Here is a 14,200-nt window from a genome sequence, read left to right on the forward strand (position 1 = left end):
CCCTTCCGCCCGTGCGAACGGTCGGCGAGGCATCCGTGATCGACGCGGTAGGAGCAGGCTCCACGGCTTTTCCTCACGCTCTGCGCAGGCCACTGCGCGCGTTCGAGTCGAAACGACAGACACACGATCTGGGCCGTGCGCCCGCAAGGAGAATCATCATGGACGACGACAACAAGGTCATCGCAGAAGCCCGCGAGAGCTTCGGCAAGGGTGCGGCCCGCAAGATCCGCGCCGCCGGCAAGATCCCCGCGGTGGTCTACGGCCACGGCACCGAGCCGCAGCACGTCACCCTCCCGGCCCACCAGGTCGGCCTGCTCATCCGCAAGGCGAACGCCGTGCTCGACCTGCAGATCGCCGGCAAGAGCCAGCTCGCGCTCGTCAAGGACGTCCAGAAGGACCCGGTGCACCAGATCATCGAGCACCTCGACCTCATCGTCATCAAGAAGGGCGAGAAGGTCCAGGTCGAGGTCCCCGTGCACCTCGAGGGCGAGCCCGCCCCCGGCACCATCGCCGACCTCGACTCGCACACGCTGCTGCTCGAGGTCGAGGCGACCCACATCCCCGAGAACGTGGTCGTGTCGGTCGAGGGCCTCGAGGAGGGCACCCAGATCCACGCCAAGGACGTCGAGCTGCCCAAGGGCGCGGCGCTCATCACCGACGGTGACGCGCTCGTCGTGAACGTGCACACCCCGCAGAAGGTCGACCTCGGCGAAGAGGCCGCCGAGGCCGCCGAGGGCGAGGCCGTCGAGGGCGAAGCCGTCGAGGAAGCCGCAGCCGAGTCCGCCGAGTAAGGCGCACCGCTTCGCAGGGGCCTGCGGCGCCGCTCCGGGTACGCTCGGAGCGGGCCGCAGGCCCTCGTGCTGTCACCGGCACCCACACCTCGAACCTCGCGAACGGAGACGATCATCGGACTCCTCGACCGCTTTCGCCCCCGGAAGGATCCCATCGTGGCCGCGAACACCTGGCTCGTCGTCGGCCTCGGCAACCCCGGGGCGCAGTACGCCGGCAACCGCCACAACGTCGGCCAGATGGTCGCCGACGAGCTCGCCTCGCGCATCGGCGCGAGCTTCAAGAGCCACAAGACGCCCTCGCGCGTCGCCGAGGGCTTCCTCCGTCCTGGCGGCCCGAAGCTCGTCATCGCGAAGCCCAACTCGTACATGAACACCTCGGGCGGCCCGGTCTCGGCGCTCGTGAAGTTCTACGGCATCGAACCCGAGCGCCTCATCGTCGTGCACGACGAGCTCGACCTGCCCTTCGACACCGTGAAGCTCAAGCAGGGCGGCGGGCACGGCGGGCACAACGGCCTGCGCGACATCTCGAAGGCGCTCGGCCCCGACTACGTGCGCGTGCGCGTCGGCGTGGGCCGCCCGCCCGGCCGGCAGGACCCCGCCGACTTCGTCCTCAAGGACTTCTCGGGCACCGAGCGCCAGAACCTCTCGATCCTGCTCGGCGACGCGGCCGACGCGGTCGAGGCGGTCGCCTCCGACGGGCTGCTCGCGGCGCAGCAGCGGTTCCACTCGCCGGCCTGAGCCGACGGCCCCGCGACCTCAGATGAGGCCGCGGAGGAACTCCTCGGGCGAGAGGCCCGCGGCGCGGGCGCGCTGCACGAGCCGCTCGTGCTCTTCGGTGGAGAGCTCGACGGTGAGCGTCTGCCACGCGTCGGGCGCCTCGTCGAGGTCGAAGAGCGTCGCGGGCACGTCGTCGGCATCGCGGTCGACTCCGTCGGCGTCGGCGTCGTCGTCGAGATCGACCGAGGATGCCTCGTCGGACTCCCGGTCCGTCGGCTCGCCGCCCGACCACCCCGGCCCCGTGGGAACCGGCAGCCCGCTGCGGAATGCCTCGGCCGCGGCGCGGGCACGCTGATCGGCGGCCTCGTTCATCGGGTGGCCGACGTGACCCTTCACCCACTCGAAGCGGTAGCGGCGGCCCACCAGCTCCGCGTCGATCTCTTTCAGGATCTCGACGTTCATGACGGGCTTGCCGTCGGCCTTGCGCCACCCCTTGCGCTTCCACCCGGGCATCCACTTCGTCACCGAGTTGATGACGTACTGGCTGTCGCACTGCACGAGCAGCTCGTCGTCGAGGTGGGCGGTGGCACGGAACAGCTCGAGCACGGCCGTGAGCTCGCCGACGTTGTTGGTGCTGTGCTTCCACCCGCCGGCCGCCCAGCGGTCGTCATCGACGTACCAGGCCCAGCCCGCGGGGCCGGGGTTGCCGAGGGCCGAGCCGTCTGCGGCGGCGATGATCATGCGGGGTCCTTCCGTCGAGCCGCGCCAATCGTATCCGGCGCCGCCGACGGCGCCCGTCGCCGGCCGCCGGCCGTGTCGGAGGGCGCGCGTAGACTCGTCGGGTGAGTCTGCAGGGTCTGAACACGGCGCTTTCGCGCGCCTCCACGATCGACGGCGCCCTCTCGGAGGCCCTGCGGAACGCCGATTTCTCGGCTCCGGCGGGCCTCGATGCGCCGTTGCTGGCCGGGCTCCTCGCCCGTCGGGTCGAGGCGGGGCTGCCGCCGGCCCTCCTCGTCATCACCGCGACGAGCCGCGAGGGCGAGGCGATGCGCGCCTCGCTCGCGCCCTACCTGCCCGACGACGCCGAGCTCCTCGAGTTCCCCGCATGGGAGACGCTGCCGCACGAACGCCTCTCGCCGAGCGCCGAGACGGTCGGCCGTCGGCTCCATGCCCTGCGCCGCATGCACGAGTGGTCGGCGTCGTCGGCGTCGCATCCGCTCGTCGTGGTCGCCTCGGTGCGCGCCGCGCTGCAGCCGCTGGCCGACAACCTCGCCGACCGCGCCCCCATCGAACTCGTGCAGGGCGGCCGGGGGCACGAGCTCTCCAAGCTCGCCGTCGAACTCGTCGACCTCGCGTATGCCCGCGTCGACATGGTCGCCCGGCGCGGCGAGTTCGCGGTGCGCGGCGGCATCCTCGACGTGTTCCCGCCGACGGCCGACCACCCGGTGCGCGTCGAGTTCTTCGGCGACGAGGTCGAGGAGCTCCGTGCGTTCTCGGTCGCCGACCAGCGGTCGCTGCCCGAGCCCGTCGAACGCGTCGTGCTCTCGCCGAGCCGCGAGCTGCTGCTGACCGCCCCCGTGCGGCAGCGGGCGAGCGAGATGGTGCACGAGTTCCCGAGCCTCTCGGCGATGCTCGAGAAGATCGCCGAGGGCATCCCCGTCGAGGGCATGGAGTCGCTCGCACCGGCCCTGCTCGAGCGGCTCGTGCCGGTCACGCACTACCTGCCCGAGGGCGCGGCGCTCGCCGTGCTCGAACCCGAGCGGGTCTCGGGGCGCGCGGTGAGCCTCGGCGAGACGAACCGCGAGTTCCTCTCGGCCGCGTGGATGGCCGCGACCCACGGCGCCGAGGCGCCGATCGACCTCGCCGCGGGCGACTTCCTCACCGTACGGGCGCTGCGCGACGCCGCCATCTACAGCGCGCCGGGCGAGCCCGACCCGCGCCGCGTGTGGTGGAACTTCTCGAGCTTCGACCTCGGCGACGCCGCCGAGGTGGTCGCCGCGGCCGGGGGCGATGCCGCCGAGCAGGCCGCGCAGGCGGCGGCCGCGACCCGGCGCGTCGCGGCGAACGCGATGCCGAGCTTCCAGGGCAACGTGGAGGGCGCCGTCGAACATGTCGCCGGCCGCCTCCGCGACGGCTGGTCGCTCGTCGTCGTCTCGGCCGGGCAGGGGCTCGTCGAGCGCGCCCGCGACGTGCTCGCCGAGGCGGGCCTCGCCGCGCGCATCGTCGAGGAGACGCCGAGCGAGTTCGAGCCCGGGGTCGCGTACCTCGTGCACGCCGACGCGGCCCGCGGCTTCGAGGTGCCCGAGGCGAAGCTCGGGCTCATCGCCGAGGCCGAGTTCTACGGCCGCGCCGCGGGCTACGACGCGAGGCAGGGCAAGAAGCTCGCCTCGCGCCGCCGCAACGTCGTCGACCCGCTGCAGCTGAAGGCGGGCGACCACGTGGTGCACCAGACGCACGGCATCGGGCGGTTCGTCGAGATGGTCCAGCGCGAGGTGGCGACGGGCGCCCGCCCGAAGGGCCCCAGCCGCACCGCCGGCATCCAGCAGCAGCCCACCTCGGTGCGCGAGTACCTCGTGCTCGAGTACGCGCCCTCCAAGCGCGGCCAGGCGGGCGACCGCCTGTTCGTGCCGACCGACCAGCTCGACCTGCTCTCGCGCTACGTCGGCGGCGAGGCCCCCGCGCTCTCGAAGATGGGCGGCAGCGACTGGTCGCAGGCGAAGAACAAGGCCCGCAAGGCCGTGCGCGACATCGCCGTCGAGCTCGTGAAGCTCTACTCGGCGCGCATGGCGGCGAAGGGGCATGCCTTCGGCCCCGACACCCCCTGGCAGCACGAGCTCGAAGAGGCGTTCCCGTTCGCCGAGACGCACGACCAGCTGCAGACCATCGACGAGGTGAAGGCCGACATGGAGCGGCCGATCCCGATGGACCGCCTCCTCGCCGGCGACGTCGGCTTCGGCAAGACCGAGGTCGCCGTGCGCGCCGCGTTCAAGGCCATCCAAGACGGCAAGCAGGCCGCGATGCTCGTGCCCACGACGCTCCTCGCGAAGCAGCACCTCGAGACCTTCAGCGAGCGCTTCGCGGGGTTCCCGGTGCGCGTGCGACCGCTCAGCCGGTTCCAGACCGACAAGGAGGTGCGCGAGACCATCGCGGGCCTCGCCGACGGCACCGTCGACATGGTCATCGGCACCCACCGCATCCTCACCGAGAAGGTCCAGTTCAAAGACCTCGGTCTCATGATCATCGACGAGGAGCAGCGCTTCGGCGTCGAGCACAAGGACGCGCTCAAGAAGCTGAAGACGAACGTCGACATCCTCGCGATGAGCGCGACGCCGATCCCGCGAACCCTCGAGATGGCCGTCACCGGCATCCGTGAGATGTCGACCCTCGCGACGCCCCCTGAAGACCGCCACCCCATCCTCACCTTCGTCGGGCCCTACTCCGAGCAGCAGGTGGGCGCGGCGATCCGCCGCGAGATGCTCCGCGAGGGGCAGGTCTTCTTCGTGCACAACCGCGTCTCGTCGATCAACCGGGTCGCGGCCCAGCTCGCCGAGCTCGTGCCCGAGGCGCGCATCGCGGTCGCGCACGGCCAGCTCAACGAGCACGTGCTCGAGCAGATCGTGAACGACTTCTGGGAGCGCAAGTTCGACGTGCTCGTCTCGACGACCATCATCGAGACCGGCCTCGACATCTCGAACGCGAACACGATCATCATCGACAAGGCCGACAAGTACGGGCTCAGCCAGCTGCACCAGCTGCGCGGCCGCGTCGGCCGCGGGCGCGAGCGGGCGTACGCGTACTTCCTCTACGACCCCGCGAAGCCGCTCACCGAGACCGCGCACGACCGGCTCTCGACGATCGCTGCGAACAACGAGCTCGGCTCGGGCATGCAGGTCGCCCTGAAAGACCTCGAGATCCGTGGCGCCGGCAACCTGCTCGGCGCCGAGCAGGCGGGGCACATCGCGGGGGTCGGCTTCGACCTGTACCTGCGCATGATCGGCGAGGCCGTCTCCGCGTTCCGCGGCGACGTCGCCGAAGGGCAGACCGAACTGCGTCTCGAGCTGCCGGTCGACGCGCACATCCCCGAGGAGTACGTCGACAGCGAGCGGCTGCGCCTCGAGGCCTATCAGAAGCTCTCGGCCGCGAGCGGCCCGGCCGCGAAGGACGACCAGATCGACACGGTGCTCGAGGAGCTCGTCGACCGCTACGGCACGCCGCCCGAGCAGGTGGCGCACCTCATCGCCATCTCGCGGTTGCGTCGTCAGGCCCAGCTCGCGGGGCTCAGCGACCTGCTCGCGACCGGGTCGAAGCTGCGCATCGCACCGGCGAAGATCCCCGACTCGCGGCGCGTGCGCCTCGAGCGCATGTACCAGGGGGCGAAGCACTTCGCGCAGAACGACGTCATCCTCGTGCCGTTCCCGATGCCCGGCGGCGAGATGCTGCCCGACGCCGAACTCATCGAGTGGGTGTCGCGGCTCGTCACGAACATCTTCGAGCCGAGCGAGTCGACGGCGGCGCCTGCGGTGTGAAGCCGGGCCGCGCAGCGCCCGCAGCGGCCGGCCGCCGCGTCCCCGACCCCGGGGCGCCCCGGCCTAGGCCTTGAGGTGCCCCCACTCGGCGAGGAACTCCTCGACGCTCAACCGATCGAGGTCGGCGCGGATCTGTCTGAGCAGCTCGTCGGCCTCCATGAGCGATCCCGCCCCGGTCCGGATGACCGGAGCCCCGGTCTCGGTGCGCACGACCACCAGCTCGGCGACCGACGGGCCGCCGAGGCTCATCGCCTCGCCCGCGACGAGCAGCACCGTGTGCACGGCCCTGCGGATGCCGCGCAGCCGTCGCGGTCGCAGTTCGGCGCTCAGGTGCCGGCTCGCCGGCTCCGCCGCCCGTCGACCGTCGGGCCCGGAGTCATGACCGCCGCTCATCGAGTTCCTCCATCGTCCTTCATCGATCCTGTCGTCCTCATCGATCCTGTCGTTTCGCCGGGGGTCGCGCCTGCGCTGCCGCTCATCGGGAGAACGCCCCGCCGGGGCCGGCCTGCGCCCCACGGCGCTTGTACTGCGCCGAGCGCACGCCGACCGCGACGCCGGAGGCGACGATCGCGATGCCCGAGCCGAGCAGCACCGCGAGGGTGCCCTCGTCGGCGACTCCGGGCAGTGCCGCGAACGCGAGCTCGTTCATGAGCAGCGACACGGTGAAGCCGATGCCGCCGAGGGTTCCGACGACGAGCAGGTCGCCCAGCGTGAGGGGCGTGCCCGATCTGCGCCGGGCCACGAGGCCGCCGAGGCCGCCGGCGATGACGATGCCGACGATCTTGCCGACCGGGAGGCCCACGAGGATGCCCCAGAACGCGGGGTCGAGCTCGCTCGGGCTCACCTGCGGCACGGCGACCATCGCCGCCGAGAAGGCGAAGAGCGGCAGGATGACGCCGTTCGACCACGGTTCGAGCGCGTGCACGGCGCGGCCGCCCGGGCGGCGCGACATCACGAGGCCGAGGGCGACGCCGGCGATCGTGGCGTGCACGCCCGAGCGGTAGACGAAGTACCAGGCGAGCACCCCGAGCACGACGAGCAGCAGCACGATGGGCCACTGCGGGCGACGGGCGAGGATCCACGCCGAACGCGGCTTCATGATGCGGCTCACCGCGCCGAACAGCGCGATCGCGATGCCCGCGAAGCCGATCGAGGCGAGATTCGCGTCGCTCGTGAAGAAGAACGCGATGATGAGGATCGCGATGAGGTCGTCGAGCACTGCGAGGGCGAGGAGGAACACGCGCACGCGCGTCGGGATCCACGTGCCGAACACGGCGAGCACCCCGAGTGCGAACGCGATGTCGGTCGCGGTGGGGATGGGCCAGCCGTCGGCGGTCGGCGTGCCCGCCGTGAACCCGAGGAAGATGAGGGCGGGCACGATCACGCCGCCGACCGCGGCGATCGCCGGCAGGAGCGCCTTCGAGAGGCTGTTGAGCTCGCCGATGACGAGCTCGCGCTTGAGCTCGACGGCGACGATGAAGAAGAAGATCGCGAGCAGTCCGTCGCTGATCCAGTGACCGACCGAGAGATCGAGGCCGATCCACGAGAGGTCGAGGTGCGCGTTCTTGGCGTCGAGCAGTGCGGGGCCGGCTGCCGTGTTCGCGAGGAGCAGGCCGAGGGCGGCCGCGATGAGCAGGAGGCCGGCGGCCCATCGCTCGGAGCGGAGGAAGTTCATGGGACTCCTGTTCGGACGTCGCGTGCGCGTACGGGCCTGAGCCCTGAGGCGACGCGGGAAGGACGGTGACGACGGTCTCCCGCCGGCCGACCAGACTTCCCGGCACTCCGCGATCGAGTCTATCGGGCGGGTCGGGGCGCGTCCGGGCGCGGCCGGGCGGGTCCGGGCGGGGCGGGCGCGGCAGAAGCACCCCCGCGGCCCGCCTACGCTTGACCGGGTGACCCTCTCGCTCTGGGCGACGCTCCTCGCCGCGTGCTTCGTGATCAGCTTCACCCCGGGCGCGGGGGCGATCAACACGATGGGCAACTCGCTGAGCCACGGGTTCCGCCGGTCGATCTGGGGCATCCTCGGCCAGCAGGCCGCGCTCGTCGTGCACATCCTCATCGTCGCCGCGGGCGTCGGCGTCCTCGTCGCGAAGTCGCCCGTCGCCTTCGAGGTCATCCGCTACGCGGGCGCCGCCTACCTCGTCTACCTCGGCATCCGTCAGCTGCTCGCGAAGCCGCAGGCACCCGACGAGGCCGACGCAGACGAGGCGGATGTCTCGGCGACGGCGCCGCTCGCCGCCTCCGAGTCGCGCTGGTCGATGTTCCGCAGGGGTCTCTGGGTGAACCTCCTGAACCCGAAGGCGATCGTGTTCTTCCTCGCCTTCCTGCCGCAGTTCATCCGGCCCGACGAGCCGCTGCTGCCGCAGTACCTCGTCGTCGGCGCGACGGTCATCGTCGTCGACGTCATCGTGATGTGGGGCTTCTTCGCGCTCGCCGCGCACGGGATGCGCCGCTTCACCCGCTCGGTGCGCGGGCAGCGCATCGTGAACACGGCGTTCGGCGTGCTGTTCATCGGCGTCGGCCTGCTGCTCGCGTTCGTGCACTGACCGCGGCGCGACCCGCGCACGCGTCGCGACGTCCGCCTAGGCTGCCGGTATGAGCGCACCCCACCCCGGACTCGACGAACTCGTCGCCACCGTCGCCCTGCTGCGCGCCCCCGGCGGGTGCCCGTGGGACGCCGACCAGACCCACGAATCGCTCGTGCAGTACCTCGTCGAGGAGTGCTGGGAGCTGATCGACGCGATCGAGGCGGGCGACCGCGCCGAGATGCTCGAAGAGCTCGGCGACGTGCTCTACCAGGTGCTCTTCCACGCCGACATCGCCGCCCATACGGGCGACGAGCGCTTCGACATCGACGACGTCGCCCGCCATATGACGGCCAAGATGGTGTCGCGGCATCCGCACGTCTTCGGCGACCGCGAGGCCGAGACCGCCGACGACGTCGTCGCATTCTGGGAGGACCTGAAGGCCGACGAGAAGCCGCACCGCACGAGCGTGCTCGACGGTGTGCCGCGCGGCATGCCGGCGCTCGCGCTCGCCCGCAAGGTGCAGGGCAAGGCCGAGAACGCCGGCGTCACCGCGCAGGATGCGCCGTGGCCGGCGCCGGCCGAACCGTCGAGCGTCACCGCGCCCGCCACCGAGGAGGAGCTCGGGCGGCAGCTGTTCGCGCTCGTCGCCTCCGCCAGGGCGCAGGGGCTCGACGCCGAGCGGGCGCTCCGCGCCGCGGTGCGCGAGTTCGAGGACGAGGTGCGACGCGCCGAGCAGGCCGCTGCCGAGGAGCCCCGGCCGGTCGAGTAGCGGAGCGTCTCGAGACCCAGCCCGCCCCGTTCAGGCGATCCGGCTGCCCTTCGCGAGTCGCCGTGCCGGCACCTCGGTGCGGCGCCACGCCCAGGCGAGCGCGCCTGCGCCGAGCAGCACGTGGATCGAGAGCCCCACGAACCACGACGGCACCGAGCGGTCGTAGACCTCCTGCGGGGTCTCGTAGTCCTGGTCGCCCGGGTACCCGTAGGGGCCGTACTTCTCCCACTCGGCGCACTCGTCGTAGACCGTCTCGAGGTCGGGCGCGTGCTGCGCCTGCCGCACGCTCACGGCGATCCAGCCGAACAGGTCGCGCGGCGAGCCGTGCTCGTCGAAGGCGCCGGGCGAGGCGTCCGCGACGACGACGTAGGGATTCGCGGCGAGGAACCCCCAGACGTAGTCCCATCGCGGAACCGGGTACTCGGTGATCTGGGGCGGCAGGCAGGGCACCTCGCCCTCGAGGTCGCCGGGCAGCAGTCCCTGCTCGTCGAGATAGGCGTAGTCGACCGAGATGTACGTGCTGCGCACCGTCGACTGCATCGCGGAGGCGCCGAGCGCGAAGGCGATCAGCGTGCCGATCGAGAGCGCGGCGACGACGAGGTAGGTGACGACCACCGAGAACAGCGGCCGCGTGATCACCCCCGACAGCCCCACGCCGATCGCGGCGATCACGCCGACCTCGACGGCGAGCACGAGCAGCGACACCGCGATCGTCGACGCCGAGACCTGGCCGAGCACGACGCCGAACACGAGGAACGGCACCGAGGCGGCGAGGAACGCGAGGGCGGTGAACCAGGCGGCGAGCCACTTGCCGACGACGAGCTGCGCGGTCGTGACGAGCGTCACCTGGGTCGTCGCGAGCGTGCCCGCCTCGCGCTCGCCGTTGATCGCGTTGCCCGAAAGGGCGGGGGAGACGAGCGTGCCGAGCAGCAGCACGAAGAAGACGACGGTCGAGAAGACCGCACCGCCGCCCTGGTCCCACGCGTTCGTCGCGATGACGACGAGCACCGTGACGATCGTCACGAGCAGCACGAAGACGCCGAGCAGCACGTACCAGGCGACGCCGCGCACGCGCTGCCTGAGGTCGAGGGCGACGATGAGCCACATGCCCTGGAAGAACCCGATCATGCGTCGTCCCCCGCCCGGTTGAGGTCGTGGAAGACGTGTTCGAGGTCGCCGACGGCCGGCGCGAACGACGAGACCGGCACGCCCGTGCCGATGAGGTGGGCGAGCAGCTGCGCCGCGTCCCGCTCGCTCGCGAGCGGGACCACCGCGCCGAGGCGGTCGACGACCGCGACCTCGCCGAAGCCCGCCGCGCCGAGGGCGGCGACGAGCCGATCGGGGTCGAGCGACCTGATCCGCCAGTGGCGCGCCGTGCGGCCGGCCCGCTCGACGTCCTCGGGTGCCGCCGTCGCGCCCGCCGCCAGGTACACCGCCGAGTCGGCCATCTCCTCGAGCTCGGCGAGCACGTGGCTCGAGACGAGGATCGTCTTGCCCTCGCCCGCGAGCCGGCGGACGAGCTCGCGGAGCTCGGCGCGTGCGGCCGGGTCGAGACCCGAGGCCGGCTCGTCGAGCAGCAGCACCTCGGGGTCGTGCACGAGGGCCCGGGCGAGGCTCAGCCGCTGCTTCTGCCCACGCGAGAGCACTCGCGTCGCCTGCTCGGCGAGCGGGGCGAGGTCGACGAGGTCGATGAGCTGCTGCGCACGAGCGGATGCCTCGACCGCGCCCATTCCGTACATGCGGGCGCTCGTCGTCAGCGCGACCCGCACGCTGAGCGTCGGCCACGAGCCGAGCACGTCGGGCATCCAGCCCATGCGCCGTCGCACCTGGTGCGGTTCGGTGACTGGGTCGTAGCCGGCGATGCGGATCGTGCCCGAATCGGGCGCGAGCAGTGTGGCGAGCATCAGCAGCAGCGTGGTCTTGCCCGCGCCGTTCGGTCCGATGAGGCCCGCGACGCTGCCCGGCGCGACCTCGAAGCTCGCATCGCGGACCGCGTGCACCCCGCCGAACGATCGGGCGACGCCCGCGACCGTGATGCCTGCCATCGTGCCTCCTCGCGCACGGGGCCGGCCCGCACAACTGGAAGAATGGCACGCATGGCCGCTTCCGTCACTCCTCCGCGCGGCATGCGCGACTTCCTCCCCGCCGAGAAGGCCCGCCGCGAGCACGCCCTCGGCGTGATCCGCGGGGTCTACGCGGCCCACGGCTTCGACGAGATCGAGACGCCCGTGATGGAGGACTCGAGCCGCCTGCACGCCGGGCTCGGCGGCGACAACGAGAAGCTCGCCTTCGCCGTCATGAAGCGCGGCCTGACCGCCGACGACCTCGCGCGCGCCGCGGCATCCGGCGACGCCCTCGCGCTCGCCGATCTCGGCCTGCGCTACGACCTGACCGTGCCGCTCGCCCGCTTCTACGCGACGCACCGCGCGGCCCTGCCTCCGGTGTTCCGTGCGATCCAGATCGCCCCGGTCTGGCGCGCCGAGCGCCCGCAGAAGGGCCGCTACCGGCAGTTCGTGCAGTGCGATATCGACATCATCGGCGAGGCCGGACCGCTCGCCGAGCTCGAACTGCTCACCGCGACCGTCGCGACGCTCGACGCGCTCGGGCTCACCGGCACGACGATCCGCCTCAACGACCGGCGCGTCCTCCAGGGCATCCTCGCGTCGTGGGGCGTGCCCGAGGAGCTCCGCGAGCGCGCCCTCATCACGATCGACAAGCTCGACAAGATCGGCGTCGGGGGCGTCGCCGCCGAGCTCGCCGAGACGGGGGCGGTGTCGGCCGACGTCGACGTGGCGACCGCGCTCGAGGGGCTCACGAGCGCCGACTGGCACCTGGCCGACGGCGTCGTGCCGCCGCCCGCGTGGCTCGACCGCGCCGCCTACGACGACCTCCTCGCGCTGCGCGCCGCGCTGCCCGACGCCGCGATCGAGTTCGACCCCACGCTCGTGCGCGGGATGGGCTACTACACCGGCACGATCTTCGAGATCGCCCACCCCGAGTTCGGCTATTCGCTCGGCGGCGGCGGCCGCTACGACGGCATGATCGGGCGGTTCCTCGGACAGGACGTGCCCGCCTGCGGCTTCTCGATCGGCTTCGAGCGCATCGTCGACCTGCTCGAGATCGCCGACGACGCGCGTCCGCGTGCCGTGGTGCTGGTCTACGACGGGGAGGTCCCGCAGGCGCGCCTGCTCGCCCTCAAGGGCGAGCTCGTGGCCTCCGGAACCCGTGTTCGACTCGAACGCCGGACCAAGAACATGCGCGCCCTGCTCGACCGCGTGACCGCCGACGGCTTCGACGCCTTCGCGAACGTGTCGGCCTCGGCGACCGACGCCGCCGCGCTCGAGTTCCGCGACCTCGGCGCGTAGCGGCGCTCGCCGAGGGGGACCCTGGCGTCAATCTGCGCATGGATCGCGCCAACTTCGCCCGCTCGATCGTGGTCGGCATCGGGCGCAAGCGCGAGACATCCTCGACCTCTAGACTTGGGCGCGGATCACGACGGAGTCTTCCACCCAGTCACCCCACCCACACGAGGAGTCCACTGTGGCATTCATCGAAGCTGTAGGCGCGCGCGAGATCCTGGATTCGCGCGGCAACCCGACCGTCGAGGTCGAGGTGCTGCTCGACGACGGCACCCTGGCCCGTGCGGCCGTGCCCTCGGGCGCCTCCACCGGTGCCTTCGAGGCCTACGAGCTGCGCGACGGCGACGCCGACCGCTACCTCGGCAAGGGCGTGCAGAAGGCCGTCGATGCCGTGCTCGACCAGCTCGGCCCGGCCATCGAAGACCTCGACGCGAGCGACCAGCGCCTCGTCGACGCGGCCCTCATCGAGGCCGACGGCACCGACAACAAGAGCGCCCTCGGCGCGAACGCCATCCTCGGCGTCTCGCTCGCCGTGGCGAAGGCCGCCGCCGACGCGGCCGACCTGCCGCTGTTCCGCTACCTCGGCGGCCCGAACGCGCACGTGCTGCCCGTGCCGATGATGAACATCATCAACGGCGGTGCGCACGCCGACACCGGCGTCGACATCCAGGAGTTCATGGTGCTGCCGATCGGCGCGCCGACGTACTCCGAGGGCCTCCGCTGGGGCGTCGAGACCTACCACTCGCTGAAGAGCCTGCTGAAGTCGAAGGGCCTCTCGACGGGCCTCGGCGACGAGGGCGGCTTCGCCCCCGACTTCGAGCACAACCGCGCCGCGCTCGACTTCATCTCGGAGGCGGTCGAGAAGGCCGGCTTCACGCTCGGCACCGACATCGCGCTCGGCCTCGACGTCGCCGCGTCCGAGTTCTTCGAGAACGGCGTCTACCGCTTCGAGGGCAAGGACCGCACCTCGGCCGAGATGAGCGCGTACTACGCCGAGCTCGCCGCCGCGTACCCCCTGATCTCGATCGAGGACCCGCTGGACGAAGCCGACTGGGAGGGCTGGACGGCCCTCACGGCCGAGCTCGGGCAGAAGCTGCAGCTCGTCGGCGACGACCTGTTCGTCACGAACCCGAAGCGCCTCGCCGACGGCATCGCCAAGCACGCGGGCAACTCGATCCTCGTGAAGGTCAACCAGATCGGCACGCTGACCGAGACCCTCGACGCCGTGTCGCTCGCGCAGCGCTCGGGCTACACCGCGGTGCTCTCGCACCGTTCGGGCGAGACCGAGGACACGACGATCGCCGACCTCGCCGTCGCGACCAACTGCGGTCAGATCAAGACGGGCGCGCCCGCCCGCTCGGAGCGCGTCGCCAAGTACAATCAGCTTCTGAGGATCGAAGAAGAGCTCGGTGAGGCCGCGGTGTACGCCGGTCGCACGGCGTTCCCGCGCTTCACGGCGTGACAGCGTAGCTGAACTGCAGCGACGGGGGTGGCCGGGTGGCCGCCCCCG

General features: G+C 71.8%; 12 protein-coding genes. 7 read left to right on the top strand and 5 right to left on the bottom strand.

What is annotated here, in order from left to right:
* Positions 1–158: 158 nt before the first annotated feature.
* On the top strand, positions 159–791 hold the full coding sequence (locus ACFVAJ_RS19785; RefSeq protein ID WP_376947221.1) for a 50S ribosomal protein L25/general stress protein Ctc: 633 nt from the start codon (positions 159–161) through the stop codon (positions 789–791).
* Positions 792–947: 156 nt separating this feature from the next.
* Positions 948–1,529, top strand: a complete 582-nt coding sequence (pth, locus tag ACFVAJ_RS19790; protein ID WP_376947223.1) for an aminoacyl-tRNA hydrolase — start codon at positions 948–950, stop codon at positions 1,527–1,529.
* Positions 1,530–1,547: 18 nt separating this feature from the next.
* Here the strand turns inward: pth and ACFVAJ_RS19795 are convergent, their stop codons facing one another.
* Positions 1,548–2,249 carry an RNase H family protein gene (locus ACFVAJ_RS19795; RefSeq protein ID WP_376947225.1) on the bottom strand — a complete coding sequence of 234 codons (702 nt, stop codon included), beginning with the start codon at positions 2,247–2,249 and terminating at the stop codon, positions 1,548–1,550.
* Positions 2,250–2,350: 101 nt separating this feature from the next.
* Here ACFVAJ_RS19795 and mfd point away from each other — a divergent pair, with 101 nt between their 5' ends.
* Positions 2,351–6,034, top strand: coding sequence for a transcription-repair coupling factor (gene mfd, locus ACFVAJ_RS19800; protein ID WP_376947227.1), 3,684 nt, complete (start codon positions 2,351–2,353; stop codon positions 6,032–6,034).
* A gap of 63 nt (positions 6,035–6,097) precedes the next feature.
* Here mfd and ACFVAJ_RS19805 read toward each other — a convergent pair whose 3' ends face one another.
* Both ACFVAJ_RS19805 and ACFVAJ_RS19810 read right to left on the bottom strand, forming a co-directional pair.
* Positions 6,098–6,427: a hypothetical protein gene (locus ACFVAJ_RS19805; RefSeq protein WP_376947229.1), complete on the bottom strand. Its 330-nt coding sequence runs from the start codon at positions 6,425–6,427 to the stop codon at positions 6,098–6,100.
* An 82-nt stretch (positions 6,428–6,509) separates the two neighbouring features.
* Positions 6,510–7,709, bottom strand: a complete 1,200-nt coding sequence (locus ACFVAJ_RS19810) for a Na+/H+ antiporter NhaA (RefSeq protein ID WP_376947231.1) — start codon at positions 7,707–7,709, stop codon at positions 6,510–6,512.
* A 217-nt stretch (positions 7,710–7,926) separates the two neighbouring features.
* Between ACFVAJ_RS19810 and ACFVAJ_RS19815 the strand changes: the two genes are divergently transcribed.
* Both ACFVAJ_RS19815 and ACFVAJ_RS19820 read left to right on the top strand, forming a co-directional pair.
* Positions 7,927–8,580, top strand: a complete 654-nt coding sequence (locus ACFVAJ_RS19815) for a LysE family transporter (RefSeq protein ID WP_376947233.1) — start codon at positions 7,927–7,929, stop codon at positions 8,578–8,580.
* A gap of 49 nt (positions 8,581–8,629) precedes the next feature.
* On the top strand, positions 8,630–9,331 hold the full coding sequence (locus tag ACFVAJ_RS19820) for a YabN family protein (protein WP_376947235.1): 702 nt from the start codon (positions 8,630–8,632) through the stop codon (positions 9,329–9,331).
* A gap of 30 nt (positions 9,332–9,361) precedes the next feature.
* On the opposite strand, the gene ACFVAJ_RS19825 is transcribed toward ACFVAJ_RS19820, so the two are convergent.
* Both ACFVAJ_RS19825 and ACFVAJ_RS19830 read right to left on the bottom strand, forming a co-directional pair.
* Positions 9,362–10,459 (bottom strand): ABC transporter permease, encoded by a 1,098-nt coding sequence (locus ACFVAJ_RS19825; RefSeq protein ID WP_376947237.1) that lies wholly within the window; start codon positions 10,457–10,459, stop codon positions 9,362–9,364.
* Entirely contained in the window at positions 10,456–11,376 is a 921-nt protein-coding gene (locus tag ACFVAJ_RS19830) for an ABC transporter ATP-binding protein (RefSeq protein WP_376947239.1), read from the bottom strand. The genes ACFVAJ_RS19825 and ACFVAJ_RS19830 overlap by 4 nt, the downstream gene beginning before the upstream one ends.
* 51 nt (positions 11,377–11,427) lie before the next feature.
* On the opposite strand from ACFVAJ_RS19830, the gene hisS reads away from it, so the two are divergent.
* Positions 11,428–12,696: a histidine--tRNA ligase gene (hisS, locus tag ACFVAJ_RS19835; RefSeq protein WP_376947241.1), complete on the top strand. Its 1,269-nt coding sequence runs from the start codon at positions 11,428–11,430 to the stop codon at positions 12,694–12,696.
* A 175-nt stretch (positions 12,697–12,871) separates the two neighbouring features.
* Positions 12,872–14,152 (top strand): phosphopyruvate hydratase, encoded by a 1,281-nt coding sequence (gene eno / locus ACFVAJ_RS19840; RefSeq protein ID WP_376947243.1) that lies wholly within the window; start codon positions 12,872–12,874, stop codon positions 14,150–14,152.
* The last annotated feature ends 48 nt before the right edge of the window (positions 14,153–14,200 follow it).

It is taken from the genome of Agromyces sp. NPDC057679 (assembly GCF_042799635.1).
In the GTDB taxonomy this organism is placed as follows: domain Bacteria; phylum Actinomycetota; class Actinomycetes; order Actinomycetales; family Microbacteriaceae; genus Agromyces.

Coding starts and splice junctions, on each gene's coding strand:
- ACFVAJ_RS19785 (WP_376947221.1), top strand. CDS start 159: ATGGACGACGACAACAAGGTCATCGCAGAAGCCCGCGAGAGCTTCGGC.
- ACFVAJ_RS19795 (WP_376947225.1), bottom strand. CDS start 2,249: ATGATCATCGCCGCCGCAGACGGCTCGGCCCTCGGCAACCCCGGCCCC.
- ACFVAJ_RS19805 (WP_376947229.1), bottom strand. CDS start 6,427: ATGAGCGGCGGTCATGACTCCGGGCCCGACGGTCGACGGGCGGCGGAG.
- ACFVAJ_RS19810 (WP_376947231.1), bottom strand. CDS start 7,709: ATGAACTTCCTCCGCTCCGAGCGATGGGCCGCCGGCCTCCTGCTCATC.
- ACFVAJ_RS19820 (WP_376947235.1), top strand. CDS start 8,630: ATGAGCGCACCCCACCCCGGACTCGACGAACTCGTCGCCACCGTCGCC.
- ACFVAJ_RS19825 (WP_376947237.1), bottom strand. CDS start 10,459: ATGATCGGGTTCTTCCAGGGCATGTGGCTCATCGTCGCCCTCGACCTC.
- ACFVAJ_RS19830 (WP_376947239.1), bottom strand. CDS start 11,376: ATGGCAGGCATCACGGTCGCGGGCGTCGCCCGATCGTTCGGCGGGGTG.
- hisS (WP_376947241.1), top strand. CDS start 11,428: ATGGCCGCTTCCGTCACTCCTCCGCGCGGCATGCGCGACTTCCTCCCC.